Here is a 26,635-nt window from a genome sequence, read left to right as displayed (position 1 = left end):
AAACTGCTATAGAGGTAACAATTGATACCATCTGGAGCCGCCGGGAATATGGAAAATCGAAAAGATCGTGCGATGATGGCGGGGTTCGGCAATCATTTCGCGACGGAGGCGGTGGCGGGCGCGCTGCCGGCCGGTCGCAATTCGCCGCAGCATGTGCCCTTCGGGCTCTATGCCGAGCAGCTTTCCGGCACGGCCTTTACCGCGCCGCGCGTAGAAAATCGGCGGAGTTGGCTCTATCGGTTGCGTCCAGCGGCCAACCATCCTGCCTATCGGCCTTATTCGTCCGCGACCCTGCTGAGGAGCGGGCCGTTCAACGAAGTACCGCCGACGCCAAACCGGCTGCGCTGGGACCCGATGCCGATGCCGGAACAGCCGACGGATTTCGTCGACGGACTGGTCAGCTATTGTGGGGCGGGCGATCCGGCAGCAGGGGAAGGACTGGCCGTCCATCTCTATGCCGCGAACAGGTCCATGGAACGGCGGGCCTTCACCAATGCCGATGGCGAGTTGCTGATCGTGCCGCAGCAGGGTGCCTTGCGGATCGTCACGGAAATGGGCCTGCTGGAGGTTGAGCCGGAGCAGATCGCGCTGATTCCGCGCGGTGTGCGGTTCAAGGTGGAACTGCCCGACGGGACGGCACGGGGCTATATCTGTGAAAATTACGGAGCCTTGTTTCGATTACCCGATCTGGGGCCGATTGGCTCCAACGGCCTCGCCAATCCGCGCGATTTCGAAACGCCGGCCGCGTGGTTCGAGGATGATGACGCGCCGCATGAGATCGTCCAGAAGTTCAGCGGGCAGCTATGGGTGACAGCACAGGACCATTCGCCCTTCGACGTGGTCGCATGGCATGGCAATCTGGCGCCCTGCCGCTATGATCTGCGACGGTTCAACACGATGAACACGGTCAGCTACGATCATCCTGATCCGTCGATCTTCACGGTGTTGACCTCCCCCAGCGAACGGGCGGGGACGGCCAATTGCGATTTTGTGATTTTCCCGCCGCGCTGGATGGTGGCGGAGGATACATTCCGGCCGCCATGGTTTCACCGCAATGTGATGAGCGAGTTTATGGGCCTGATCCATGGTGTCTATGATGCCAAGGCGGGCGGCTTCGCGCCGGGCGGCGCCTCCCTGCACAATTGCATGGCAGGGCATGGGCCGGACAAGGCCAGTTATGAAGGCGCTGTAGAGGCAGAGCTGAAGCCGCATCGAATCGCGGATACCATGGCTTTCATGTTCGAGAGCCGCTTTACCTTCCATCCGACGCGCTTCGCGGTGGAAACGCCGCTTTGCCAGCTTGATTATGACGATTGCTGGTCCGGTTTTCAAAAAGCGCAATTGCCGAAGGGGAATGAGGCGTGACTTTTCCGCAGATTGACGAAACCCATGATCCGGTGCGGTCGAGCTGGGTCGAGGGAGCCGATGGGCATCCCGACTTTCCGGTGCAGAACCTGCCTTACGGGATTTTCTCACCCGCAGAGGGGGAGGCGCGCGTCGGGGTGGCGATCGGCGACTGGATATTGGACCTGAAGGGTGCGGCGGAAGCCGGGCTCCTGCCGGAAGCGGCGTCAGCGGTTCTGGGCGGGCGCATACTCAATGCGCTGATGGCTCTGCCGGCGCAGGATCGGGTCGCGCTGCGGCGGCGTTTGAGCGGTTTGCTGAGTGATAAGGCGCAGCGGACGATGGTGGAACCGCTGCTCCATCGAGCAGCGGATTGCGCCCTGCACCTGCCTGCCGCGATCGGCGATTATACCGACTTCTATGTCGGCATTCATCACGCCACCAATATCGGCAAGCTGTTCCGGCCCGATAATCCGCTGCTGCCCAATTATAAATATGTGCCGATCGGCTATCATGGGCGGGCGTCGTCCATCCGGCCTTCGGGCGTGTCAGTGGTGCGACCGAAGGGACAGCGCAAGGCGCCCGACGCGGACATGCCCACGGTCGGGCCGAGCCAGCGGCTGGATTATGAACTGGAGTTGGGCATCTGGATCGGCGCGGGCAACGCCTTGGGCGAGGCAGTGCCGATTGCCGAGGCCGCCGATCATATTGCGGGCTTCTGTCTGCTGAACGACTGGTCGGCGCGTGACTTTCAGGCCTGGGAATATGTGCCGTTGGGACCGTTTCTCGCCAAGAATTTCCACTCGACCATTTCGCCCTGGGTGGTGACCGCGGAAGCTATGGCCCCCTTCCGCATCGCCCAGCCCGCACGGCCGGAAGGCGATCCGCAGCCTTTGCCCTATCTGTGGGACGAGCAGGATCAGGCACGGGGCGCGCTGTCCATCGATCTGGAGGTCACGCTGTCCAGTGCGGCAATGCGGGAGCAGGGGATGACACCGCTGCGCCTGTCGCAGGGACCAGCTTCCAGCATGTACTGGACCGCGCAGCAGATCGTGACGCACCATGCCTCCAATGGCTGCAACCTCAATCCCGGCGATCTGCTGGGGACGGGGACTTTGTCGGCGCCGACGCGGGACGGCTATGGCAGCCTGATGGAACTGACCGAGGGCGGCAAGGCGAAGGTCGGCCTGCCGACTGGAGAGGAACGTGCCTTCCTGGAGGATGGTGACGAGTTGGCGCTGAAGGCGGTGGCGCGAGCGGATGGCTATGTCTCCATCGGCTTTGGCGAGTGCCGTGCAGTGATCGAGCCGGCGCGATGAGCGACGAGGCGCGGCTGAGCGCCACGCCGGCGGGGGTGCGTCTCGCGCCGCTTAACAGCATTGCGGATGGCAAGGCGCGCAACTTCGTGATCCAGATGCGGGCGGGGCGCTTCCATGGCTTCGTTGTGCGTCACGGGGAAAAGGTGCGAGGCTATGTGGATCGTTGCCCGCATATGGGGTTGCCCCTGGCCCAGCGGCTGGACGACTATCTGACGCCCGGAGGCGATCTGATCACCTGCAGTTGGCATGGCGCGCTGTTCGCCATCGGCGATGGCGCCTGCGTTGGTGGACCTTGCGCCGGGGCGGGGTTGACGCCCTGGCCGGTGGCGGTGCGGGAAGGGATGATCGTCACGGTCGAGAGCTGATCCGTACAATCATGTTTGATAGACTGTTTCTATCAAACATGATTGGCTTCGATTTGACGCAGGGCCTTCCGGCGCGCAGCATGGCGCACGGGAAAAAGCGTCGGAAGAACGAAAGCGGATGAAACAGGATAAGGCCGTCGACGAAGCGACACGGTTGATCGAGGATTGGACGCGCGTGCATGGACGGACGCGCGACAGGCTGTTGCCGCTGCTGCACTGGTTGCAGGAAGAGATAGGCTATGTCGATGACCCGGCGGTGCCTGCGATTGCCCGGGCGCTGAACCTGAGCCGCGCCGATGTGCATGGGGTCGTGACGTTCTACCATGATTTCCGGCGGGCGCCTGCGGGGCGGCATGTCGTGAAGCTGTGCCGGGCGGAAAGCTGTCAGGCCCGGGGGGGAGCTGCGATGGAGGCAGAGGCCACCGCACGATTGGGCGTCGCCATGGGTGAGACCCGGCGCGACGGACAGGTGACGCTGGAGCCGGTTTATTGTCTGGGGTTGTGCGCGATCGGGCCGAACGCTCTGGTCGACGGGCGGCCGATCGCGCGGATCGATGCAGCCGCGCTGGAACGGATCGTGCAGGAGGTTTCGGCATGACGCGGGTCTTTGTGAGCCGGGACATGGCTTCGGTCGCTCTGGGCGCAGATGAGGTGGCGCAGGCCTTCGAAGCAGCGGGGTGTGAGGTGATCCGGACCGGGAGCCGGGGCCTGTTTTCCATCGAACCGCTGGTGGAGGTCGAGCAGAATGGCGCGAGGGTCGGGTTCGGACCGGTAGAGCCGGGCGATGTTGCGGCGGTGCTGGATGGAAGCCATGCGGCGCGGTTGGGCGATGTGTCGGCACTGCCTTTCTTCGCGGGACAGCAGCGGTTCACCTTTGCGCGCTGCGGGGTGATCGATCCGCTCTGTCCGGAGGATTATGCCGCGCATGGCGGCTGGCGCGGGCTGGACGCGGCGCGGGCGATCCCACCTCAGGCGGTGGTCGATGCGGTCAAGGCTTCGGGATTACGCGGACGTGGCGGGGCAGGTTTCCCAACCGGGATCAAATGGCAGACCGTGCTGGATGCGGTTTCGGACGCGAAATTCATCGTCTGCAATGCCGATGAAGGGGACAGCGGGACTTTTGCCGACCGGATGCTGATGGAGGGCGATCCCTTCTGCCTGATCGAAGGGATGGCGATTGCCGGGCATGCCGTGGGGGCCGATCACGGCTATGTCTATATTCGCAGCGAATATCCCTTCGCGATCGCCACGATGCGCGAAGCGATCACGATGTCTGCCGAGCGGATCGCGCCCTTTGCGCTGGAGGTGCGGGTGGGCGCTGGCGCCTATGTCTGCGGTGAGGAGACGGCGCTGCTCGACAGCATCGAGGGCAAGCGGGGGCAGGTGCGGGCCAAACCGCCTCTGCCGGCTCTGGCCGGGCTGTTCGGGCAACCGACGGTCATCAACAATGTGCTGAGCCTGGCGGCGGTTCCTTTTATATTGTCTGAGGGGGCAGAGGCTTATGCGGCGGTCGGTTTCGGGCGGTCGCGTGGTACCATGCCGGTGCAGCTTGCGGGTAATGTGAAGCATGGCGGGTTGTATGAGATCGGCTTCGGGATCACGCTCGGCGAACTGGTGAACGGTATCGGCGGCGGCACCGCCAGCGGGCGGCCGGTGCGTGCGGTGCAGGTGGGAGGGCCTTTGGGGGCCTATTTCCCGCCCTCCATGTTCAATCTGCCCTTCGACTATGAGGCTTTTGCGCAGGCGGGCGGGCTGATCGGCCATGCCGGGATCACCGTTTTCGATGATAGCGTCGACATGGCGCACATGGCGCGCTTTGCGATGGAGTTCTGCTCGGTCGAAAGCTGCGGCAAATGCACGCCCTGCCGGATCGGATCGACGCGAGGGGTGGAGGTGATGGACCGGATCATTGCGGCGCGGGATGCTCAGCCCGTGGCGACCGAGCGCGTCGGCGGCGGATTGGCGAAGGCGCTGTACTCGTGCGCGCCCGACCGGAACGATAGCGGACTGGAGCCTCAGACGGCACTGCTGCGCGATCTGTGTGACACGATGAAATATGGATCGCTCTGTGCCCTGGGCGGTTTTACGCCCTATCCGGTATTAAGTGCGCTCGATCATTTTCCCGAGGATTTTGGGGCTCCGGCTCCAGTGAAGGAAGCTGCGGCATGACTTTTACGCGCGAAACCGATCATGGGACGCCGCCCGCCCTTGCGACCGGCAAGAGCGTGACGCTCACCATCGATGGCGAGACGGTGACGATGCCAGAAGGGACGTCGATCATGCGGGCGGCTTCACTGACCGGCTGCTCCATCCCCAAACTGTGTGCGACCGATAATGTCGAGAGTTTCGGTTCCTGCCGCCTGTGTCTGGTCGAGGTGGAGGGCCGCAACGGCTATCCCGCCAGCTGCACCACGCCGATTGTAGAGGGCATGGTGGTGCGCACGCAGAGCGAGCGACTGAAGCAGCTGCGGCGCGGGGTGATGGAACTGTATATTTCCGACCATCCGCTCGATTGCCTCACTTGCCCGGCCAATGGCGATTGCGAGTTGCAGGAGCAGGCAGGCGCGGTGGGCTTGCGGGACGTGCGTTATGGCTATGACGGCGCGACCAATATGGGGCAGGCGAAGGACCAGTCGAACCCCTATTTCGACTTTGATCCCAGCAAGTGCATCGTCTGTTCGCGGTGCGTTCGGGCTTGCGACGAGGTGCAGGGGACGTTCGCGCTGACCATTGAGGGACGCGGCTTTGATTCCAAGGTTTCGCCGTCTCAGGGGCAGGATTTCCTCTCGTCCGAATGCGTGTCTTGTGGCGCCTGTGTGCAGGCCTGCCCGACGGCGACGCTGACCGAGAAGAAGGTCGTGGAAATCGGCACGCCGGACCGGGCGGTCGTCACCACCTGCGCCTATTGCGGCGTCGGCTGCACTTTCCGGGCTGAGATGCGCGGTGCGGAACTGGTGCGCATGGTGCCCTGGAAGGAGGGCAAGGCCAATCGCGGGCATAGCTGCGTCAAGGGCCGCTTCGCCTGGGGCTATGCCCAGCATCGCGACCGCATCCTCAAACCCATGATCCGCGCTTCGGTGGAGGAGCCGTGGCGGGAGGTGTCGTGGGAGGAGGCGATTGCCCATACAGCGAGCGAGTTCAAGCGCATCCAGTCCCAATATGGCACGCGGAGCATCGGCGGGATTACGTCCAGCCGATGCACCAATGAGGAAACCTTCCTCGTCCAGAAGCTGATCCGGCAGGGTTTCGGCAATAATAATGTCGATACCTGCGCGCGCGTCTGCCATTCGCCGACCGGCTATGGGTTGAAGACGACCTTCGGCACTTCGGCTGGCACGCAGGATTTCGACAGCGTGATGCAATCGGACGTCATTCTCGTCATCGGCGCCAATCCGACTGATGGGCATCCGGTTTTCGCCAGCCGGATGAAGAAGCGGCTGCGGCAGGGCGCCAAGCTCATCGTGATCGATCCGCGCCGGACCGATCTGGTGAAGTCGCCCCATGTCGAGGCAGCGCATCATCTGCCGCTGCGGCCCGGCACCAATGTCGCCATGTTGACGGCGCTGGCGCATGTGATCGTCACGGAAAATCTCTTCGACGAAGCCTTCATCCGGGAGCGGTGCGACTGGGATGAGTTCATGGACTGGGCAGCCTTTGTGGCGGAACCCAGCCGCTCGCCCGAGGCGGTCGAGCCGCTGACCGGGGTGAAGGCGGAGGATGTGCGCGCGGCGGCGCGGCTCTATGCGACGGGCGGTAATGGGGCCATTTATTACGGCCTGGGCGTCACCGAACATAGTCAGGGCAGCTCGACCGTCATGGCGATTGCCAATCTGGCCATGGCGACCGGCAATATCGGGCGTGAGGGCGTAGGCGTGAACCCGCTCAGGGGCCAGAATAATGTTCAGGGCGCCTGTGACATGGGCAGCTTCCCACATGAATTTTCCGGCTACCGCCATGTGTCGGACGATGCCGTGCGTGAGCAGTTCGAACAGGCCTGGGGCGTGGCTCTGGATGCCGAACCGGGTCTGCGCATTCCCAATATGCTGGATGCCGCGACGGACGGGACCTTCAAGGGCATCTTCATTCAGGGCGAGGACATTCTCCAGTCCGACCCCAATACCCATCATGTCGCGGCCGGGCTGGCGGCGATGGAATGCGTCGTCGTGCAGGACCTGTTTCTGAACGAAACCGCCAATTATGCCCATGTCTTCCTGCCGGGATCGACCTTCCTGGAGAAGGACGGGACCTTCACCAATGCCGAGCGGCGCATCCAGCGCGTGCGCAAGGTGATGGCGCCGCTGAACGGCTATGGTGACTGGGAGATTGTGCAGCTTGTGGCGCAGGCCATGGGGCTGAACTGGTCCTACAGCCATCCGTCCGAGATCATGGATGAGATCGCCGCGCTGACACCGACCTTCGCGGGCGTGCATTATGATCGGCTGGATGCGGAAGGATCGCTCCAGTGGCCCGCCAATGATGCGGCGCCCGATGGCACGCCGACCATGCACATCGACGGTTTCGTGCGAGGCAGGGGCAAGTTCGTCGTCACCGACTATGTGCCGACCGATGAGAAGACCGGGCCGCGCTTCCCGCTACTGCTGACCACGGGACGTATCCTCAGCCAGTATAATGTCGGCGCGCAGACCCGTCGCACGGCGAATGAGGCATGGCATCCTGAGGACCGGCTGGAAATGCACCCTTCCGATGCGGAGAACCGGGGGATCAAGGACGGCGACTGGGTATCGCTGAAAAGTCGGGCCGGCGAAACCAGCCTGCGCGCGCTGATTACCGAGCGGGTGGCGCCGGGCGTGGTCTATACGACCTTCCACCATCCCGATACGCAGGCCAATGTCATTACCACCGACTATTCGGACTGGGCCACCAACTGCCCTGAATATAAGGTTACGGCAGTACAGGTCATGCCATCCAATGGGCCGAGCGACTGGCAGCGCGACTATGCAAGCCAGGCGCGGCACAGCAGGCGGATTGCGCCGCTGGAAGCGGCCGAATAGGATCGGGCGCATGAGCGATGAAAATCACGTCATGTCGACCGAGGACCGCCTGATCTACATGGCGAACCAGATTGCGCGCAACATGGCCGCTTTGGGCGAAAAGGAGGCCGTTGCGATGGTGGCTGACCATATTCGCGACTTTTGGGACCCGGCGATGAAGCAGCGCATCGGCGCGTTGGCGGCGGCCCGGCCCGAGGCGCTGTCGCCTGTCGCCGCTGCGGCTGTCGAGCGGGTCATGGCCCTTTGAGCAAGGCGCTGACGCAAACGGAAACCACCTTTCCTTTCACGCAGGTCAAGCCGGAGGGCAGCGCGTCGCCCGTGACGCGCGAACTGGCGGAGGAAGTGCCGGTTGCGGTCGAATTTAACGGCATTGGCTATGCGGTGCTGATGGCGACGCCCGCGGATGTGGAAGAGCTGGTGCAGGGCTTTGCGCTGGCGGACCGATTGATCGGGCGGGAGGATCCGCCTCTTGATGTTGATGTCCATGTAACTGACCAAGGTATCGTTGCCAGGGCGACCTTGCCGGAGGAACGCACGGAAACGCTGCTCAGCCGGGTGCGGCATCGAGCGTCGGAATCCTCTTGCGGGATTTGCGGGGTGGAAAATCTGGAGCAGGCGATCCGGCCCTTGCCGCTTGTGACGCAGCAGTCGCAGGCCGACAGGGGAGCGATTTTCCGGGCGCTCGACCATCTCAAGGATTTTCAGCCGCTCAATAATCGGACGGGGGCGGCGCATGTCGCGGCGCTGGTGGCGGCGGATGGAACAATCCGGCTGGCGCGGGAGGATGTCGGGCGGCACAATGCTTTCGACAAGCTGATCGGGGCGATGAGGCGGCAAGCGCTGGATTGGGATGGGGGCTTTGCGCTGTTATCGTCACGCTGTTCCTATGAACTGGTGGAAAAGGCCGTGCTGGCGGATTGTCCGCTGCTGGTGACGATTTCCGCGCCAACGCGGCTGGCGGCCGAACGAGCGTCCGTCGCTGGCCTGGCGTTGGTGGTGCTGGCACGGGCGGATGCGGTTCTGGCGAGCGAGCCGGGGATGCTGGAAGGCGAAACGCGTTAGAGCGATTTCCAGTCAGATGGCATCATCTGACGGTTAAGAAATCGCGGTGAAACAAAGCAATAGAGCGGTCGATCTGATTCGATCAGATCGCAAACCGCTCTAGTATTTGGACGATGATCTCCTTCGCGTAGCCCTCCTTAAAGGGCTCGGGCGATGACCAGCCGCTGGATGTCCGAGGTACCTTCATAAATCTGGCAGACGCGCACGTCGCGGTAGATCTTGGCGAGGCCGAATTCCTCCAGATAGCCGTAGCCGCCCAATGTCTGGATCGCACCTGACACCACCGCCTCGGCGGTTTCGGACGCGAAGAGCTTGGCCATCGATGCCTGCGTCAATGCCGGTTCCCCCGCATCCTTGAGCGCAGCGGCGGAAAGGACGAGTTGCCGCGCGGCTTCGAGACGGGTGGCAAGGTCGGCCAGGCGGAAGCCGACGGCCTGATGCTGGATGATCGGCTGGCCGAAGCTGTTGCGATCCTTGGCATAAGCGATGGCGATCTCCAGCGCGGCCTGCGCCATGCCGACGCTCTGCGCGGCAATGCCGATCCGCCCGGCTTCGAGGTTGGAGAGGGCGATGCCATAACCCGCCCCTTCCGCGCCAAGGCGCAAATCGTCCTCCAGAAACAGATCGTTGAAACGGATGGCGCAGGTATCGGACGCACCCTGGCCCAACTTATGCTCGACCTTGTCAACGCTGTAGCCGGGGCGATCCGTGGGGACCAGAAAAGCGCTGATGCCCCGTTTGCCCGCTACCGGATCGGTAACGGCGTAAACGATGGCGAGGCGGGCGATTTTTCCCGAGGTGATGAACTGCTTGGCGCCGTTGAGATTATAGCCGCCGGCTACCTTTTCCGCACGGGTGCGGATGGCGGAGGCGTCAGACCCTGCATCGGCTTCGGTCAGGGCGAAGGCGCCGATGGCGCGGCCGGACAACAGGTCGGGCAGGAAACGGGCCTGTTGCTCTGCCGTACCGTCCTTCAACAGGCCTGAGACGATCAGGCTGTTCTGGATCGAGAGGATGGTGGAGAGCGCCCCATCGGCCGCCGCGATTTCCATCAGGGCGAGCGCGTAGGAAACATAATCGGCACCCGCGCCGCCGACCGCTTCCGGCGCCGTCATGCCCATCAGCCCGAGCCCGGCGATCTGCTCGAACAGATCCGCAGGATAGCCGCCCTCCGCCTCGAAGGCTCCGCTGCGAGGGCGGATTTCGCTTTGGGCGAAGTCGCGTACCATGTCGCGAATGGCGATCTGGGTTTCTGTGAGCATTGGGCGGCCTCTCTTTTATGTACGCTACGCGTGCGGCGGTTAGCAGAAAGGGAGTTAGGACAGATTGTCAACGTCGCTCATCTGGAAAGGCGAGACATCCATTTCCTTGTAATATCGGGTCGCGAGGGGCCGATCAGTGGGAGCGAACCGGCCGACTCAATCCATGGGGCGGTGCGGAACCGAGCATGAGGCCCGGCACCGTCACCAGGCAGAGGTCGAGAAGGATATTTTCGGGATCATTGGCCAACATGGCCACCTTATCCGCGCAGGGGTGTCACTGTTTCTGGGGAACGCGCCGATTCGGCCGACGTTTCAATCCATGTCCGACGGAATATGCATGATCAAGCGATTGACGCGCAGATCATTTTCCGCCGTGCAGGCGAAAAGCTCACAGAGCCAGTCCATACAACGAGCCAATAAAGTCATGGCTCCTCTCCCCATATCGTTAAGCGGATATTAGCAGATGGCGGGGGTCAGAGGAAGAGGGATGGATGGCCTGACAGCCCCTTGCGGCGAGGGGCATGGGCCTCTATCAGCGGCGCTGCGACAGGTTCCCCGCGAGGGGATGAAAAGGGAAGTCGGGTGAAAGCCCGCGCTGCCCCTGCAACTGTAAGCGGCGAGCCATCCGGCCATTATGCCATTGGGGCGGCAAAGCCCCGAGAAGGCGGCTGGAAAGCATCGACCCGCGAGCCAGGAGACCTGCCTGACGCAGTCGTTCTTCGACCGGACAGGGTGCGCCGGCCGAACGGGGTTTGCCCTCGCTGAGCGACAGCCATCGCCTTGCCGGTTCGGCCGTGCGGGGGAGCGCCTGTCTATGCGCCTTCCCGTTCCGGCCTTTTCGGCGGGCTGTTTGCCGTCCGGTCGGAGGAGCGGAGATGACTGATTTCAAGGGACGGCGCTGATGTTGCGCGCCGTGGAAAAAGGCGCGTCGGTGGTCGTCTGTTCGACCTGCCGCCTGTCGACGGACAGTCGCGAAGATGGTGAGGGGCGACGCGGCGGCGCGCTGCTGGCCGAAGCCATGCGCGCCGTCCGGGCGAGCAATCCTGCCTATGAGCCCGTTGCGATACAGGACATGCCGTGCCTTTTTGCCTGTCAACGGCATTGCACCGTGCATGTCCGGGGGACGGGCAAGGTCGGCTATGTGCTGGGCGACTTCACGCCCGGCGAGGAAGCGGCGCGGGCGATATTGGACTATGCCGTGCGTCATGCATCCAGTGAGGAGGGCGTGGTGCGCTACGCCGACTGGCCGCAGGGGGTGAAGGGGCATTTCATCGTCCGTACCCCGCCTGAAGGCTTTGTCTGCTCATGATCCGCTTTGACGACAGGGCGGCCTTTGCCGCGGCATTGGCGCATTTGCCGGAGCCGGATGCGGCTGCGACGGAGGCTGCGGCGGCCCGGCAGGCGGTGCTGACCAAGCCGGCTGGGTCGCTGGGACGGCTAGAGGAGATCGCGCTGTTCATGGCCGGTTGGCAGGGGAGGGAACGGCCCCGTGCGGATCGGCTTCGGGCGGCGATCTTCGCGGGCAACCACGGCGTGGCGGCGCGGGGGGTCAGTGCTTTCCCGGTTGAGGTGACGGCGCAGATGGTCGCGAATTTCCGCAATGGCGGTGCGGCGATCAACGCGCTGGCTGGCGCATGTGGCGCCGAATTGTCGGTGGTGGCGCTCGATCTGGAGCGGCCGACCGGGGATATTTGCACCGAACCGGCGATGAGCGAGGCGGAATGTCTGGAGGCGCTTAACGCAGGCGCAGCAGTGGTTGAGCGGGGCGTCGACCTGCTGATGCTCGGCGAGATGGGGATCGCCAATACGACGCCGGCGGCGGCGCTGTGCGCCCAGGCTTTTGGCGACTCGGTGGATCAATGGGTCGGGCACGGCACGGGCGTCGATGCGCATGGACTGGCGCGCAAGGCGGAGGCGGTGACGCTGGCACTGGCCTTGCACTGCGGGGCGTGTGGCGATGCGTTCGAGACGCTGCGGCGGTTGGGCGGCCGGGAAATAGCGGCGATGGCGGGCGCCGTGCTGGCGGCACGGATGATGCGCGTGCCGGTGATGCTGGACGGCTTTATCGGCTGCGCGGCGGTGGCGCCTTTGGCAAAGGAGGCTCCGGCGATCACCGCGCATTGTCTGGCGGCACATGTGTCGGCTGAGGCCGGTCATGGACGATTGCTGGAAGCTCTGGGGCTGGAACCGCTATTGCGGCTTCAGATGCGGCTGGGAGAAGGGAGTGGGGCGGCGGTCGCGGCGCAGATCGTCCGGTCCGCGCTGGCGATGCATGACGGCATGGCGACCTTTGCCGAAGCGGCGGTGGCGGGAGCGCTGTGAGCGCTTTCATACTCCACCTCATGCGTCATGGCGTGCCGCAAGGGGCCGGGCGTTTGCTGGGGCATCTGGACGCGCCGCCCGAGGCCGAAGGGGTCGCAGCTTGTGTCGGGCGGGCGCAGGAGCTGGTTTTTTCGCGGGTGGTGACGTCGGACCTGTCGCGAGCGATGGTGCCCGGCGCGCTCGTCGCCAATGAGCGGGGCGTCACGCACGATGTCGATGCGCGCTGGCGGGAATTGCATTTCGGGAACTGGGAGGGCGTCGATCCGGCGGATTTGCCGGGCGAGGCGCTGGCGCGCTTCTGGGACGATCCGGACGGCTTTCCGCCGCCGAAGGGTGAGCGATGGGCCGATCTGCAGGCGCGGGTGGCGGCGGCGCTGACCGATTGGACCGATCCGGCGCTGGTGATCTCTCATGCAGGTGCGATGCGGGCGGCGTTGTCGATATTGTGCGGCTTTGATCTACGGCAGGCCTGGGCGATTGACCTGCCCTATGGCGCGCTGCTGAGTCTGCGTCTCTGGCCGGGAGAGCGGCTGTCCGGCCAGATCATCGGACTTGCGGCGTGAAGCGGCTGGTTCTTGCACTGCAGCTCATGACACGTCTGCCCTTGCCAGCGGTCGATGTCGATGAAGCGGACTTTGCCGCAGCGATCCGCTGGTTCCCGGCGGCAGGCATCGCGGTGGGACTGATCGTGGCGGGGGCGTCGGGTTTCGGCCTGCGGGTCGATCCCTGGATGGGCGCTTTGTGCGGGCTGATGGCATGGGTTGCCGTGACGGGCGCGCTGCATCTGGACGGGCTGGGCGATATTGCCGATGGCGTGGGCGCGGCGCATGGTGACAGAAAGCGACTGTCGGCGGTGCTGGCCGATCCGCATATCGGCAGCTTTGGCGTTGTCGCCATCGTCCTGCAATTGCTGGCGAAGCTTGTGTTCCTGCGTTTTTGGCTGGAATTCTTTCCCGTCTGGATGCTGGTGCCTCTGGCGATGACGGCGCGGATCGGACCACTGGTCTGGACGCGCTGGCTGCCTCCGTTACACGAGGGACTGGCAAGCCGTTTCCGGGCCGGATGGCGGGTCGGTCCCCTGCTTCTCTGGTCTGCCTTGGCACTGCTCTCGAGCCTGTGGGTGCCGGGCCTGCTGGCGGCGATAGTCCTGATTCCGCTCTGGGGATGGTGGCTGCGGTCGCGCATCGGCGGGATTTCCGGAGACGGGCATGGCGCGGGCATCGAATTGCTGGAGAGCGTGCTGCTGTTTGTCATGATGATGGCGCGATGAGCGGCTTTACATGGCATGGCGGGCGGTTGGCCGAAGCACGGGCACTCTATGGCGGGGAAGATTGGCTCGACCTGTCGACCGGCATCAGCCCGCTGGTCTGGCCAGGGGTGGAGCAGATCGCGCTCGATTGGCGGGCCTTGCCGGAGCCGGATGATCTGACGGCTCTGGAAGCAGCAGCGGCTGCGCATTTCGGGGTGGAGCCGGATCATGTCTGCACCGTTCCGGGGAGCGAAATGGGGCTGCGGCTGGTGGGAAGGATGCTCGCCATGCCGGCGCGCTGGCTGGTGCCGAGTTACCGGACGCATGGGGAGGTGTTCGCGGATGGCGCCCCCGTGGAGCATTGGGATGGCGCGGCAGAGCCGATCGCACTGTTGCTTGCCAATCCGAACAATCCCGATGGCCGCATGATCACACCCGAACGCCTCCAGCAATGGTTGGCGGCGCTGGAACAGGCCGGCGGGTGGCTGGTGATCGACGAAGCCTATGCCGACGCCGCGCCCTCATGCAGTCTGGCCCGTGAAGTAGGGGATAGGCGGCGACTGATCCTGTTGCGGTCCTTCGGCAAGTTTTTCGGGCTGGCGGGAGTGCGGCTGGGCTTTCTGGTCGGGCCGAGGGCGATTGTCGCGCAGGCCAGGCGGATGATGGGGGAATGGCCGGTTTCGGCAGCGGCTCTTGGCTTCGGACGGGCGGCCTATCGGGATCGGGAGTGGATTGCGAAGGCGCGCGGATCTCTCGATGAGCGGGCTACGGAACTGGATGCGGTGCTGGCGCGCCATGGTCTGGATGCACGCGGAAACTGCCCGTTGTTTCGGCTGGTAGAGGTTGAGGACGGGTTCTGCCTGTTCGATCGGTTGGCACAGCGCGCGATCCTGACTCGGCCTTTTGAGGAAAATCACCGATGGTTGCGGCTGGGGCTTCCCGGCGATGAGGCAGCGTTGACGCGGCTCGACCGAGCCTTGGCAAATGGCTGAGCCAGTCGCCCTCGCTGCGTTGGTGCTGGATGCGGCGCTAGGCTGGCCGGGGTGGCTCCATGCGCGGATCGGGCATCCGGTGGGGGGCTTCGCGTGGATCATCGACGCAATGGAGCGGAGATGGAACCGGCAGGAGCGGCGTGACCTTGCGCGGCGATGGGCGGGGGTCGGACTGCTGGCCATGCTGCTCTGCATCGGTGGAGGCGTAGGTTTCGCGATGGATCGGACGATCCGTGGGATCGCCGGGAATTGGCTGTGGTTCTGGCTGGCACTGGCCGCTTGGCCGGCTTTGGCGCAGCGTAGCCTTTATGCGCATGTCCTGCCGGTGATGCGCGCGCTGACCGCAGGCGATCTTGGTGCGGCGCGCCGGACGGTGGGCTGGATCGTCGGGCGGGATACGGAGCCGCTGGATGAAGCAGGGGTGGCTCGGGCCGGTATCGAGAGCCTGGCGGAGAGCTTTTGCGATGGCGTGGTGGCGCCGCTTTTCTGGCTGCTGCTGCTCGGGCTGCCGGGGGTATGGGCTTATAAGGCAGTGAATACGGCGGACAGTCTGATCGGGCATAAGGAAGCGCCATTTACCGATTTCGGTTGGGCATCGGCGCGGTTCGACGATCTGTTGAACTGGATTCCGGCGCGACTGGCGGGGTTGTTGCTTTGCGTTGCGGGGGGTGGAGGATGGGGCGTGCTGTGGCGAGACCATAGGCGACATGCCTCCCCCAATGCAGGCTGGCCGGAAGCGGCCATGGCAGGGGCGTTGGCTGTCAGGCTTGCCGGACCGGTGCGCTATGACGGGATGCTGCATGACAAGCCGTGGATCGGTGAGGGTGGCGAGGCGGATGCGCGCGCGATGCAGGCTGGCCTGCGCATCTATATGAGGGCATGCCTGATCCTGTGGGGGCTGGCGGCGCTGTGGGAGGGAATAGGGTGACGACATTACTGGTGCTCGGCGGCGCGCGTTCGGGCAAGAGCCGCTATGCGCAGTTGCGATGCGAGGCGGTGGTGGGGCAACTCGCCTATATTGCCACGGCGCAGGCCTTCGACGCGGAAATGACTGAACGCATCGCCCGCCACCGGGGCGAACGCGGAGCACGCTGGCTGACCGTTGAGGCACCGCTGGATCTGGCCGGAGCGATCCGCGACGCCGGACACCGGACAGCGGGGGTGCTGATCGATTGCCTGACCCTGTGGCTGTCCAATCTTATCCTGGCGGAGGCGGATGTGGTCACAGCGCGATCCGAATTGATCGACGCCGTGGCGACCTGTCCCGCGCCTGTCACATTGGTGGCCAATGAAGTGGGCCTCAGCATCGTGCCGGACAATGTGCTGGCGCGGCGGTTTCGGGATGAGGCGGGCTGGCTCAATCAGAAAATGGCTGCATTATGTCAGGAAGTTGTGCTGGTGACGGCAGGGTTGCCCCTGACGCTCAAAGCTTAATATTGCACAAATGTGCATTATTAAGCTATTCAGCAATGTCAGCGAAATGTTACGCCACGGCAATGTTTGAACGGAAACGCGACCTAGACGGGGGTATAAGAAAACTTCGTTGCGCGAACTGCCGGGTTGATATTTGGGATTGTACGTCTTGCCTGTCCAAAGTGGAGGCAATAGGGGCAACGCCGCTGAAGAGCTGTGGAGGGGATCATGGGCAACAGCCGGTCCAGCGAAGGATCAGGGCATTGTGAACTCTACCATCCATTAGGATTTGCTCATCGTGAAGAGCGGCTTTTCCGCCTTGCTATGGATATGCTGAATCAGGGGATTGTCGGTGAGCGCACTTAATCCGGATTATTTGTTCGTCTTCATTCTGGCGGGCTTTGTAGGTTTTCAGCTGATCAAGAAGGTGTCGCCGCTTTTGCACTCGCCTTTGATGTCGCTGACCAATGCGATCGCGGCGGTGGTGATTGTCGGCGCGATCACGATCACGGGTGAGGAAGGCGCGACGCCGCTGGCCAAGACGCTGGGCTTCATCGCGGTCTTCTGTGCGACGGTGAACCTGGTTTCGGGCTTCATGATCACCGACCGCATGCTCAAGATGTTCAAGCCGCGGGGGAAGTAAGATGAACGCGTTCGTACCCTTCGCCGCGATCCTCTCGTCCTCGCTGTTCATCCTCGCGCTCATGTGGATGAGCCACCCTTCGACCGCGCGCCGGGGCGTGCGCGCCGGTGAGATCGGCATGCTCGTCGCGATTATCGGCGCTTTGGTCCAGCATGAGGTCGTCGACTATAACCTCATCCTCATCGCCATGATCGCTGGCGCGGCGGTGGGCATTCCCATGGCGCTGCTGATGCCGATGACGGCGATCCCGCAGCGGACGGCGATTTCCCACGCTTTCGGCGCGCTGGCGGTCGGCCTGATCGGCGCGGCGGAATATTACAAGCATGCCCATGCGCAATATGCGGGCAGCTTCATCCTGTGGGCGCTGATGTTCGAGATGCTGCTGGGTTTCCTGACCTGCACCGCCTCGGTCATCGCCTTTGCCAAGTTGCAGGAACTGATGGGCAGCCGTCCGGTGTCCTTCCCCGGTCAGCGCATCGTCAATGGCGGCGTGGCGCTGGCGGCGGTGGTGATCGGGACGATGCTGGCCATCGATCCGACGCAGACTTACCTGTTCCCGGCCTTTGTCGCGCTGGCGCTGCTCTTTGGTATCCTGCTGGTGATCCCGATCGGCGGCGCGGACATGCCGACCGTGATCGCGCTCCTGAACAGCTATGCTGGTCTGGCGGCGAGCGCCATGGGCTTTGCGCTGGGCAACAAGCTGCTGATCGTGGCGGGCGCGCTGGACGGGGCTTCGGGCTTCATCCTGGCGGTGATCATGTGCAAGGCGATGAACCGCAGCTTCGCCAACGTCATGTTCGGCGGCTTCGGCAAGGTCGTGGCGGGCGCGGCCGGTGGCAAGGACGACCGCGTGGTGCGTTCCGCCTCGGCCGAGGAAGCGGCGATGCAGCTGGAGAATGCCAGCAATGTCGTCATCATTCCGGGCTATGGCATGGCCGTGGCGCAGGCCCAGCACAAGGTCAGCGAACTCTATCAGGCGCTCACCAAGAAGGGCGTGGACGTCAAGTTCGCGATCCATCCGGTGGCGGGTCGCATGCCGGGGCATATGAACGTGCTGCTGGCAGAGGCGAACGTGCCCTATGAGCAGCTGGTCGAGCTGGACGACATCAACCCGGAACTGCCGCAGGCGGACGTGGCGCTGATCATCGGCGCGAACGACACGATCAACCCGTCGGCGCGCGACGATCCGCAGAGCGCGATCGCGGGCATGCCGATCATCGAGGCGGATCGCGCCAAGTCGGTGTTCGTGATCAAGCGCAGCATGAATGCGGGCTTCGCCGGGATCGACAATCCGATCTATTACAACAGCAACACCCAGATGCTGTTCGGCGATGCCAAGGACATGGTCGGAACCATCGCCAAGGAACTGGCGGGAGGCGGATCAGGGCTGCACTGAGCCACGGCGGATGGGAGTATCCTCGTCAACGTCATCAGCCCTGGAGCGTTCGGGGGGCCTTGTCCTCGAACGCCCGATCCAGGCACCACCAAGATGGATGAACTCGCAAACATACCTTCACCGGCTTATAGCATCGTGCTCGATCTTCGACCGAGCACATGTGGGTTTCGTTCAGGCGCCGCGCGGGCTTTACCAAGGTCTCCGGGTGATAATAAATCCTTGGCTGACGCAGATTCCGCCGTCACGATCAGGCCGTCCCGCCCAGCGGGCTTTTCGTGCCTACCTGTAAAAAAGCACCTTGCCTGATGTATCGTGGAATGATACGTATCATATGATGATACAGGTCGTCAAAGGGAAGCTAATCGAACAAGTGCTGGCCGGTAAAGCTGCCAAGGGCTTCCCGGCCGATCTGTTCAGGGTTGCTGTGCGCAAGGTCGCGATGCTGGAGGCTGCGGTGAAGCTGGACGACCTTCGTGTCCCACCAGCTAATCGGTTGGAAGCGCTGTCCGGCGATCGGGCGGGTCAACATTCGATCCGCATCAACGGTCAATGGCGCATCTGTTTTGTCTGGACCGATAACGGCCCGGATCAAGTCGAGATCGTGGATTATCACTGAAAGGACAACGCCATGACCATGCTGCAAGTGCCGGTCCATCCCGGCGAAATCCTCCGCCATGAATTTCTGGAGGAAATGGGGATTAGCGCCGGGAAGTTGGCCAAGCATATCCATGTACCCCGCACGCGCATTGAGCGTCTGTGTTCGGAGAATACCGCGGTGACGGTCGATACCGCCATGCGGCTGTCGCGGGCGCTGGGCACGACGCCAGAGTTCTGGCTGAACCTCCAGGCGCATTATGATCTGCTGATAAGCCGCCCCGCCGATATAGAGGATATAGAGCCATTGCTGGCCGCCTGAACAGCAGACGTTGCAAAAGATGGGGCGGGCTTCGGCTCACCCTCTTTCATGCCCAGCAAGAGAGATTGCGGAATGCTATCGCCTAGGGCCAATATCGTTCATTTAATAATTTGAATGGCTGCTTGGATATCGCCTGTGCAATCGGCCACGCGAGCAGGAACGTAACAAAGAGCAAACCGATAAGAAGCAAGGTAATGACCGTTGAAACGATTATGCCGTCGTCCAACCCGGCGCGAGAAGCATAAACTAAAACAGCCAAGCTGGATAATATCAGTACGAACATCAAGATCGTCACGGCCGTAGATTTGACAAAGCCAACTACAGATGACGGCTATCGAACCATCGTCATCGTCATTGTATATGCTGCTGCCAGCCACGGCATATTACGACACCAAGAAGGGCGTAGTCCAATCCGCCGAGTTTCGCGCCCAAGCCCCAATGCATTAGGTCAGTTATTGCCGAGAGCACACCTGCTATCCCAACGTAGATCAGCCCACGCCTAGGAACAGCGCCAAACTCTCTCATCGTTTGCGTGAAGAAGTCTTGAAATGGCCCCCCCGATCATTTCGGTAGCATGAACGACAACGTCTGCGCTGCAATCCGAGCTTTACCGAATCTGTCGAAACCTCCTTTCCGGTTCCTGTTGGGAACCCGGCCTTCCATGTCGGCTCACCCGACGCCATCGCCCCATAGCGGACCGTCCTTAGTCCAGTCACGCACCCGCAAAATCAGCCCCGATCACGCGGTAGAGCAAAATGCGGTTCTGGACCAGCGCCAGGTTGGTCACGATGGCGCTTTGCTGGGCGCTGTAGAGGCTACGCTGGCTGGTCAGGCTGTTGAGGAAGGTGTCTATGCCCGCGCGATAGCGTTGATCGGCCAGCGCGTAGCTGCGCTGGTTGGCGAGGACCAGCCGTTGCTGGGCGGCTTGCTGACCGTCGATCGTGCCTTCGCGGGCGAGGGCGTCGGATACCTCCTGAAAGGCGGTCTGGATCGCCTTTTCATATTGGGCCAGATAGAGGTCGCGCTGCGCCTTGCTGTAGTCGAGGTTGCCGCGCGCGGCACCACCGAAGATCGGCAGGCTCGCGGACGGCGCGGCGGACCACACGAAGGCGCCACCGGTGAAGAGCGAGGACAGCGCCGAACTCGCGACGCCGATGGCGGTGGTGAGGCTGATCTTGGGGAACATGGCCGCACGGGCTGCGCCGATATCGGCATTGGCGGCCTTGAGCTGATGTTCCGCCCGGAGTACGTCCGGGCGCTGGAGCAGAACGTCGGAGGACAGGCCTGCGGGCGTCTTGGCGATGCTGGCGGTCAGGCTTTCCAGCGATTGGGGCAGGAGGCCATTCTCGACCGGCGCGCCGACCAACAGGTCGAGGGCATTCCGGTCCTGCGCCACCTGCGTCACATTGGCGGCGATATCGCTGCGCGCCTGTTCCACCGTGGTTTCAGCCTGATGGACGTCGAGCTTGCCGATCAATCCCGAGCCGTTGAGCGACTGGGTGAGAGCGAGCGTCCGTTCGGCGCTGACCAGGGTCTGGCGGGAGAGGGTAAGCAGTTCCTGATCGGCGGCGAGAGTGGCATAGGCGTTGGCCGTTTCCGCGATCAGGGTGATGCGGGTGGCGCGGGCACCTTCCTCCGTCGCCAGATAGGATTCGAGCGCGGATTGGGTCAGATTTTTCACCCGGCCGAACAGGTCGATCTCGAACGCGCTGAAACCGATATCGGTGCTGTAGCTGTTCTGTCGCTGGTCGTTCTGGCGAGAGAAACTCGCGGCGGCGCTTCCGGCGATGACGGGAAGCTGGGCGGCGCGCTGGACCCGATATTGGGCGCGGGCCGACTGCACATTGGCCAGGGCTGCGCGCAGGTCGCGATTATTGACAAGGGCGCGTTCGATCACCGTCTTGAGGCGCGGGTCGCCGATCAGCGCGGTCCAGGGCAGGCCGGGCTTTTCCGTGGCCGCTGCTGGGGCGTAGGCCGGACCGCTGGGGAAGTTTGTGGGAACCGGGGGCGTCGGACGGACATAATGCGGCGCCATGTTGCAGGCCGACAGCGCCGCCATGGAGGTCAGGGTCAGGAGAGCGCGCTTCAAGCCGGAACCTCCTCGGCAGATGTGGTGGCGGGCGGCTGCCCCTTGCGGTTGAAGAGGCGCATGATCGTCAGGAAGAAGAGAGGAACATAGAAGATGGCGAGTATTGTCGCGGTCAGCATCCCGCCGATGACCGCCGTGCCGATGGCAACGCGGCTCTGCGCGCCCGCCCCCGTGGCGATGGCGAGGGGGATGACGCCCGCGACGAAGGCAAGCGAAGTCATCAGGATCGGGCGAAAGCGCAGGCGTGCGGCCTCCAGTGCGGCGGTCATCGCATCCTTGCCCTGCAGATAGGCGAGTTCGGCGAACTCCACGATCAGGATCGCATTCTTCGCGGCGAGGCCCATGGTGGTGAGCAGACCGACCTGGAAATAGATATTATTCTCCAGCCCGCGCAGCGTCACCGCCAGCACCGCGCCGATCAGGCCGAGCGGGATGACCAGCAGCACCGCGAGCGGGATCGACCAGCTTTCGTAGAGCGCGGCCAGGCAGAGGAATACCACCAGTACCGAAAGGCCGTAGAGCAGGGGAGCCTGTCCGCCGGACAGTTGCTCCTGATAGGACAGGCCGCTCCAGGCGAAGCTGGTGCCGGGGGGGAGCTGTTTCTGAAGCTTCACCAACTCGTCCATCGCTTCGCCGGAACTGGCGCCGGGCGCGGCCTGGCCCTGGATTTCATAGGAGGACTGGCCGTTGAAACGCGACAGGGTGGTCGGTCCCATCGTCCAATGGGCGGTCGCGAAGGCGGAGAAGGGCACCATCTCGCCCGTGGTGGATGATCGCACCTGCCAGTTGTCGAGATCGGTCGGCAGGGCGCGGAAAGGCGCATCGGCCTGCATATAGACGCGCTTCACACGGCCGCGATCGACGAAATCGTTGATATAGGTGCTGCCCCAGGCGGCGCTCAGCACATTGTTCACGCTGCTCTGGGTGAGGCCCAAGACCGCAAGTTTCTCGGAATCTATGTCCACCTTGAGCTGCGGGGTATCCTCCAGCGTGGCGGCACGCACCCCGGCCAGCTTCGGATCGTCGGAGGCAGCCTTCATGAGCTGGTTGCGCAGTTCAAGGAAGCGTTCGCGACTGAGGCCACCCGTGTTGAGCAGTTCGAAGGTGAAGCCGTTCGATTGACCAAGGCCCCGAATGGGCGGAGGGGTCATGGACTGAGCCTTGGCGTCGCGGATCGCGGCGAGTTGCTTGGTCGCGCGGTTCGCGATGCTGGTCGCGGTGTTCGTCGCCCCCTTGCGCTCATCCCAGGGTGCAAGGTTGATGAAACCCTGCGCCGTGTTTTCACCTTGTCCCGCGAAGCTGAAACCCTGCGTCACGAAGATGAAGGCGACATTGTCCTTCTCATCGTTGAGGAAATAATTCTGGATGCGTTCCAGGGCAGCGCTGGTGCGTGAGGATTTGGCGCCGGCGGGCAGCGTGACCTGCACCATCACCTGTCCCTGATCCTCCACCGGCAGGAAACTGGTGGGCAAACGCACAAACAGCAGCCAGAGCAGGGCGAGCACTACGGCATAACCGATCCAGAACAGGGTCCGGCGGCCGATAAAGCCCCTGAGCCGCGCCATGTAGCCGTGCGTGACCCCTTCGAAGAAGCGGTTGAACTTGCCGGCCCAGCCACGGTCGCGATGTTCCTCCGCTATGGGCTTCAGGATCGTGGCGCACAGCGCGGGTGAAAGGATCAGCGCGACCAGCACGGAAAGCAGCATCGAGGACACGATGGTGATCGAGAACTGGCGATAGATGACGCCGGTCGAACCACCAAAAAAGGCCATGGGTAGCAGCACAGCGGACAGGACGAGCGCGATGCCGACGAGCGCGCTGCCGATTTCCTCCATCGACTTGATCGTGGCCTCTCGCGGAGAAAGGCCCTCTTCCTCCATGAGGCGCTCGACATTTTCGACCACGACGATCGCGTCGTCGACCAGCAGGCCGATGGACAGCACCATGCCGAACAGCGTCATGGTGTTGATCGAATAGCCAAAGAGCGCCAGCACGCCGAACGTGCCGAGCAGCACCACCGGCACGGCGATGGCCGGCACCAACGTCGCACGCCAGCTTTGCAGGAAGACGAACATCACCACCACGACCAGTGCCACGGCTTCGATCAGCGTCTGGACAACTTCCTCGACCGACAGTTTGATGAAGGGTGTGGTGTCGCGCGGATAGTTGACGACATAGCCATGGGGGAGATTGGTAGAGAGCTGCTGGACCTTCGCTTTGACCAGTTCCGCGGTCTTGAGGGCGTCGGCACCAGGCGCAAGCTGGATCGCCATGCCGGATGCGGGATGGCCGTTCATGCGGGCCGAAGAGGTATAGCTTTCATTGCCCAGCTCGACCCGTGCCACGTCGGACAGGTGGACGACCGATCCGTCGCTCTGCGTCTTGACGACGATGTTGCGGAATTGCTCGGGTGTTTGCAGCCGGGACTGAGCAGTGACGGTCGCGTTGATCTGCTGCCCTTCGGGGGCGGGATCGGCGCCGATCTGGCCGGCGGACACCTCGACATTTTGGGCGGCGATGGCACTTTGCACATCAGACGGCATCAGTTTGACGGTGGCGAGCTTATAGGGGTCGAGCCAGATGCGCATCGCATATTGCGATCCGAAAATCTGCGACGATCCAACGCCATCGATACGGGCGATCGGATCCTGGAAATTATTGACCAGATAGTCAGCAATATCGGTCTGGGACGCCGTGTCCGTCTTGTCATAAAGGCCGACCAGCATCAGGAAGTCGGTCTGCGACTTGGTGACCGTCAGCCCCTGCTGCTGCACGGCATTGGGCAGGCGGCTCAGCGCCTGTTGCACCTTATTTTGCACCTGCACCTGCGCGGTGTCGGGGTCGGTGCCCTTCTTGAAGGTGACGGTAATCCGCGCCTGGCCGTTCGCGGTCGACGAGGAGGAGAAATACATGAGTCCATCGATGCCGGTCAGCTGCTGCTCGATGACCTGAGTGACGCTGGTTTCGACCGTTTCGGCTGAAGCGCCCGGATAGTTGGCGTTGATATTGACGGAAGGCGGGGCGATGTCGGGATATTGGGCTATCGGCAGCGTCAACATCGCGCCAAGGCCCGCCATCATGATACCAATGGCGATGACCCAGGCGAAGATCGGCCTTTCGATGAAAAAGCGGCTGAGCAAGGTCCGGCCTCCCTTACTTCGCGGCCTGATCGACCGGGACGGCCTTCACCGCGTCGCCGGGCTGCACCTTGTCGGTGCCTTCGACGATCAGCCGGTCGCCCTTTTGGAGTCCGTTGGTGATCAGCCATTTGTCGCCCACAGCCTGAGCGGCGTTGACGACGCGGCGTTCGACCTTGCCCGCCTTGTCGACGACCAGAGCGGTGGCGTTGCCCTTCGGATCGCGGTTGATGCCCTGTTGCGGCGCCAGGATGGCATTCGGGACGATTGATTGCGGCGCAACGACGCGCACGAACATGCCGGGCAGCAGCAGGCTGTCGGGATTGGAGAATCGGGCGCGCAGCGTGACAGTGCCACTGTCGGGATCGACAATCGGTTCAGCAAATTCGATGCGGCCTTCCAACGGATAGTCGGTGCCATCGTCCAGTTTCAGGCGGATGGTGGCGCTGGCGGGCAGGGCCTTGCCCGCTGCGAGCGCGCGGCGCAGCGCCAGCAGCTTGGTGCTGGACTGGGTGATGTCCACGAAGATCGGGTCGAGTTGCTGGATGGTGGCGAGCGCGGTCGCCTGGCTGGCCGTCACCAACGCGCCCGGCGTGACCGAGGAGCGGCCGATGCGACCGCTGATGGGGGCACGGACCTGCGTGAAATTGAGGTTGATGCCGGTCGTCTGGAGCGTGGCGCGGGCCTGTTGCACGGCGGCGGCGGCCTGCCGCGCGGTGGCGATCACATCGTCGCGGTCCTGCGCGCTGACGGCCTCGCTTTGGCCCAGTGTCCGGTAGCGGCTGGCCTTGGCCTGCGCAGCGGCGGCGGTCGCCTGCGCGCTGGCCAGCGTGGCCTGCGCCTCGTCGCGGGAGGCGCGGTAGAGCGAGGAATCGATCTGGTAAAGTGGCTGTCCCGCCTTCACGAAGGAGCCTTCGGTGAAGAGGCGCTTCTGGACAACGCCGGCGACCTGGGGCCGGACATCGGACATCATGGTGGAGGCGGTTCGGCCGGGCAATTCGGTCGACACTGTCACATCCTGCGTCGTCAGCGTCACCACGCCAACTTCGACCGGACCTTTTTTCGGTGCTTCCTTATGGCCGCAGGCGGCGACCAAGACACAAAACGCAACGGGAGCGGTCCGAAGGGCAGGGATGCGGCTGAACATGGTCGGCTGACGGGTCCACTATCATGAAACAAGGAAACTTCGCCCGGCGCAGGGGGAGGGGAAGGGCGCGCCGGGCGAAGGTCGGCTCCATCGCAGGGCGCCGACCTTGTCCTCATGATCTTTTGGCAGGGTGCGTGATAGCGCAACTTATTGTCGCCATGGATCAGTCTGTAGCGGATTGTATCTTTATGTATCTGCACGGGCCGCAGGCGCAGACTTGGCCGGGAAATATGGTTAGAAGAGCGTCATGCCCGATCTTTCCCGTTCGCCCTGCGTGATTGTCGTCGACGATGATGAGGATATTCGGGACCTGATCGTCGGTCAGCTTGCCCAGGAACAATATGAGATGCTGGCGGCGGGCAGCCTCAGCGAACTGCACGCAGCCATGGCGGCGCGGACGATCGATCTGATCGTGCTGGACCTCAATCTGCCCGATGGCGATGGCCTGTCGCTGTGCCGGGAATTGCGTGCGCAGGGCAAGGCTACACAGATCATCATGGTGACGGCGCGGGGCAGCGCCATCGATCGGGTGCTTGGGCTGGAACTGGGCGCCGACGATTATCTGACCAAGCCCTTCGAACCGCGCGAATTGCTGGTGCGCATCCGCAACCTGCTGCGCCGGTCGCGGGGTGAGGAGATGGCGCAGCAGAAGACGGCACGGATCGCACGCTTTGGTCCCTGGCGGCTGGATTTGTTCCAGCGCCGACTGATCGCCAGCGACGACCGGCTGGTCATGCTCTCCTCCGCCGAATTCCGGTTGCTGTCGCGCTTCATCGAGGAGCCCAATATCGTACTCTCGCGCGAGGAGCTGGTGCCTGAAAGACGGGCGACGGCGGCCTTCGACCGTTCCATCGACCTGCAGGTCAGCCGGTTGCGGCAAAAGCTTGGCGAAGGATCGGGCGGCGGGCTGATCCTGACGGTACGCGGTGAGGGCTATGTGCTGGCCAGTACGGTGACATATGAGTGA

Annotated in this window: 24 protein-coding genes and 1 riboswitch; of the genes, 20 read left to right on the top strand and 4 right to left on the bottom strand. The window is 63.3% G+C overall.

Going from position 1 to position 26,635, the window contains the following annotated elements; genetic code table 11:
• Positions 1-75: 75 nt before the first annotated feature.
• The 8 genes from hmgA to fdhD all read left to right on the top strand — a co-directional run bounded on the left by hmgA (position 76) and on the right by fdhD (position 9,102).
• A complete protein-coding gene (hmgA, locus tag HUK73_RS25725) occupies positions 76-1,365 on the top strand; it encodes a homogentisate 1,2-dioxygenase (protein WP_176594838.1) in 1,290 nt (429 codons plus the stop codon).
• The gene (gene fahA, locus HUK73_RS25720) at positions 1,362-2,663 is read left to right on the top strand and encodes a fumarylacetoacetase (RefSeq protein ID WP_176594556.1); all 1,302 of its coding nucleotides are present in this window, start codon (positions 1,362-1,364) and stop codon (positions 2,661-2,663) included. The genes hmgA and fahA overlap by 4 nt, the downstream gene beginning before the upstream one ends.
• Complete coding sequence (locus tag HUK73_RS25715) at positions 2,660-3,028, top strand: Rieske (2Fe-2S) protein (RefSeq protein WP_176594555.1); 369 nt, start codon at positions 2,660-2,662, stop codon at positions 3,026-3,028. The genes fahA and HUK73_RS25715 overlap by 4 nt, the downstream gene beginning before the upstream one ends.
• A gap of 118 nt (positions 3,029-3,146) precedes the next feature.
• Entirely contained in the window at positions 3,147-3,626 is a 480-nt protein-coding gene (locus tag HUK73_RS25710) for a formate dehydrogenase subunit gamma (protein WP_176594554.1), read from the top strand.
• A complete protein-coding gene (locus tag HUK73_RS25705; RefSeq protein ID WP_176594553.1) occupies positions 3,623-5,197 on the top strand; it encodes an NADH-quinone oxidoreductase subunit NuoF in 1,575 nt (524 codons plus the stop codon). Before HUK73_RS25710 ends, HUK73_RS25705 begins: the two co-directional genes overlap by 4 nt.
• Positions 5,194-8,040 (top strand): formate dehydrogenase subunit alpha, encoded by a 2,847-nt coding sequence (gene fdhF / locus HUK73_RS25700; protein WP_176594552.1) that lies wholly within the window; start codon positions 5,194-5,196, stop codon positions 8,038-8,040. Before HUK73_RS25705 ends, fdhF begins: the two co-directional genes overlap by 4 nt.
• A gap of 10 nt (positions 8,041-8,050) precedes the next feature.
• A complete protein-coding gene (locus HUK73_RS25695; RefSeq protein ID WP_176594551.1) occupies positions 8,051-8,287 on the top strand; it encodes a formate dehydrogenase subunit delta in 237 nt (78 codons plus the stop codon).
• An 8-nt stretch (positions 8,288-8,295) separates the two neighbouring features.
• Complete coding sequence (gene fdhD / locus HUK73_RS25690) at positions 8,296-9,102, top strand: formate dehydrogenase accessory sulfurtransferase FdhD (RefSeq protein WP_176594837.1); 807 nt, start codon at positions 8,296-8,298, stop codon at positions 9,100-9,102.
• A gap of 137 nt (positions 9,103-9,239) precedes the next feature.
• On the opposite strand, the gene HUK73_RS25685 is transcribed toward fdhD, so the two are convergent.
• Positions 9,240-10,364, bottom strand: coding sequence for an acyl-CoA dehydrogenase family protein (locus tag HUK73_RS25685; RefSeq protein WP_176594550.1), 1,125 nt, complete (start codon positions 10,362-10,364; stop codon positions 9,240-9,242).
• Between the two features lie 531 nt (positions 10,365-10,895).
• Positions 10,896-11,086: riboswitch (cobalamin riboswitch) on the top strand.
• A 179-nt stretch (positions 11,087-11,265) separates the two neighbouring features.
• Between HUK73_RS25685 and HUK73_RS25680 the strand changes: the two genes are divergently transcribed.
• From HUK73_RS25680 to HUK73_RS25630, 11 genes are all read left to right on the top strand, one after another.
• Positions 11,266-11,673: a DUF1636 domain-containing protein gene (locus HUK73_RS25680; protein ID WP_176594549.1), complete on the top strand. Its 408-nt coding sequence runs from the start codon at positions 11,266-11,268 to the stop codon at positions 11,671-11,673.
• Complete coding sequence (gene cobT, locus HUK73_RS25675) at positions 11,670-12,686, top strand: nicotinate-nucleotide--dimethylbenzimidazole phosphoribosyltransferase (RefSeq protein WP_176594548.1); 1,017 nt, start codon at positions 11,670-11,672, stop codon at positions 12,684-12,686. The genes HUK73_RS25680 and cobT overlap by 4 nt, the downstream gene beginning before the upstream one ends.
• The gene (locus tag HUK73_RS25670) at positions 12,683-13,249 is read left to right on the top strand and encodes a histidine phosphatase family protein (protein ID WP_176594547.1); all 567 of its coding nucleotides are present in this window, start codon (positions 12,683-12,685) and stop codon (positions 13,247-13,249) included. Before cobT ends, HUK73_RS25670 begins: the two co-directional genes overlap by 4 nt.
• Positions 13,246-13,956 (top strand): adenosylcobinamide-GDP ribazoletransferase, encoded by a 711-nt coding sequence (locus tag HUK73_RS25665; protein WP_176594546.1) that lies wholly within the window; start codon positions 13,246-13,248, stop codon positions 13,954-13,956. Before HUK73_RS25670 ends, HUK73_RS25665 begins: the two co-directional genes overlap by 4 nt.
• Entirely contained in the window at positions 13,953-14,927 is a 975-nt protein-coding gene (locus HUK73_RS25660) for a threonine-phosphate decarboxylase (RefSeq protein WP_176594545.1), read from the top strand. The genes HUK73_RS25665 and HUK73_RS25660 overlap by 4 nt, the downstream gene beginning before the upstream one ends.
• Entirely contained in the window at positions 14,920-15,855 is a 936-nt protein-coding gene (gene cbiB, locus HUK73_RS25655) for an adenosylcobinamide-phosphate synthase CbiB (RefSeq protein WP_176594544.1), read from the top strand. The genes HUK73_RS25660 and cbiB overlap by 8 nt, the downstream gene beginning before the upstream one ends.
• Positions 15,852-16,361, top strand: coding sequence for a bifunctional adenosylcobinamide kinase/adenosylcobinamide-phosphate guanylyltransferase (cobU, locus tag HUK73_RS25650; RefSeq protein ID WP_369805618.1), 510 nt, complete (start codon positions 15,852-15,854; stop codon positions 16,359-16,361). The genes cbiB and cobU overlap by 4 nt, the downstream gene beginning before the upstream one ends.
• A gap of 331 nt (positions 16,362-16,692) precedes the next feature.
• Complete coding sequence (locus HUK73_RS25645) at positions 16,693-16,983, top strand: NAD(P) transhydrogenase subunit alpha (protein ID WP_150294189.1); 291 nt, start codon at positions 16,693-16,695, stop codon at positions 16,981-16,983.
• 1 nt (position 16,984) lies between these two features.
• Positions 16,985-18,379, top strand: a complete 1,395-nt coding sequence (locus tag HUK73_RS25640; RefSeq protein ID WP_176594542.1) for an NAD(P)(+) transhydrogenase (Re/Si-specific) subunit beta — start codon at positions 16,985-16,987, stop codon at positions 18,377-18,379.
• A gap of 331 nt (positions 18,380-18,710) precedes the next feature.
• Positions 18,711-18,995, top strand: coding sequence for a type II toxin-antitoxin system RelE/ParE family toxin (locus tag HUK73_RS25635; protein WP_369805617.1), 285 nt, complete (start codon positions 18,711-18,713; stop codon positions 18,993-18,995).
• A gap of 12 nt (positions 18,996-19,007) precedes the next feature.
• Positions 19,008-19,295 (top strand): HigA family addiction module antitoxin, encoded by a 288-nt coding sequence (locus HUK73_RS25630; protein WP_176594541.1) that lies wholly within the window; start codon positions 19,008-19,010, stop codon positions 19,293-19,295.
• A 712-nt stretch (positions 19,296-20,007) separates the two neighbouring features.
• On the opposite strand, the gene HUK73_RS25625 is transcribed toward HUK73_RS25630, so the two are convergent.
• Genes HUK73_RS25625 through HUK73_RS25615 form a run of 3 tightly spaced genes read right to left on the bottom strand, consistent with a single transcriptional unit; the run spans position 20,008 to position 25,668 of the window.
• Complete coding sequence (locus tag HUK73_RS25625) at positions 20,008-21,354, bottom strand: efflux transporter outer membrane subunit (RefSeq protein WP_176594835.1); 1,347 nt, start codon at positions 21,352-21,354, stop codon at positions 20,008-20,010.
• A 26-nt stretch (positions 21,355-21,380) separates the two neighbouring features.
• Positions 21,381-24,524 (bottom strand): efflux RND transporter permease subunit, encoded by a 3,144-nt coding sequence (locus HUK73_RS25620; RefSeq protein ID WP_176594540.1) that lies wholly within the window; start codon positions 24,522-24,524, stop codon positions 21,381-21,383.
• A 13-nt stretch (positions 24,525-24,537) separates the two neighbouring features.
• Entirely contained in the window at positions 24,538-25,668 is a 1,131-nt protein-coding gene (locus tag HUK73_RS25615; protein ID WP_176594539.1) for an efflux RND transporter periplasmic adaptor subunit, read from the bottom strand.
• A gap of 247 nt (positions 25,669-25,915) precedes the next feature.
• On the opposite strand from HUK73_RS25615, the gene HUK73_RS25610 reads away from it, so the two are divergent.
• Positions 25,916-26,635, top strand: a complete 720-nt coding sequence (locus HUK73_RS25610; protein WP_176594538.1) for a response regulator — start codon at positions 25,916-25,918, stop codon at positions 26,633-26,635.

The organism is Sphingobium sp. EM0848 (assembly GCF_013375555.1).
Classification (GTDB): Bacteria; Pseudomonadota; Alphaproteobacteria; order Sphingomonadales; family Sphingomonadaceae; genus Sphingobium.
Note: the sequence above shows the minus strand (reverse complement) of the source record. Positions and strands in the feature narration are given on the sequence as shown.